Below are 648 nucleotides of genomic sequence, written 5' to 3'. Positions count from 1 at the left end.
GTTATAGTCTCGTGGGCTCGGAGATGTGTATAAGAGACAGGATCGCGCTTGGCCACGCCGGGAGCGGCCTGCCCACCGCCGCCCACCTCGCTTTCCAGGCCGCCCACGCCCAGGCGCGCGACGCCGTGCACACGCCGCTCGACGCCGCGGCTCTGCTGGCGGAACTGGCGGAGCGCGGCTGGCCGGCGGTGCCGGTGACCAGCGCCGCACCCGACCGCGCCGCCTACCTGAAGCGCCCGGACCTCGGCCGGCAATTGTCGGAGGAGTCGCAGCGCCGCCTGTCGGAGCCGGTCCGCGCCCCCGATGTGGTGCTGGTGGTCGGCGACGGGCTGAGCGGCACCGCCGTGCAGGCCAACGCCGTCGCGGTGCTGGAAGCCCTGATCCCGAAACTCCAGGCGGCGGGGCTGCAAGTCGGGCCGGTGGTGGTGGCGGAGCAGGCGCGGGTGGCGCTGGGCGACCCGGTCGGCGCGCTGCTCCAGGCGCGGGCGAGCGTCGTCCTGATCGGCGAGCGGCCGGGGCTGAGCGCCGCCGATTCACTGGGCCTCTATCTGACCTGGGAGCCGCGGCCCGGCCGGGTGGACAGCGAGCGCAACTGCATCTCCAATGTCCGAGTCGGCGGCCTCGCTCCCGCCGCCGCCGCCGCCCAAG

General features: G+C 74.8%; 1 protein-coding gene. It reads left to right on the top strand.

From position 1 onward, the window contains the following. On the top strand, positions 1-648 hold a 648-nt coding region (gene eutC / locus Q4I23_RS32945; RefSeq protein WP_498529039.1), incomplete at both ends, for an ethanolamine ammonia-lyase subunit EutC.

It is taken from the genome of Azospirillum sp. UFLA03-27, from assembly GCF_059803775.1.
Note: the sequence above shows the minus strand (reverse complement) of the source record. Positions and strands in the feature narration are given on the sequence as shown.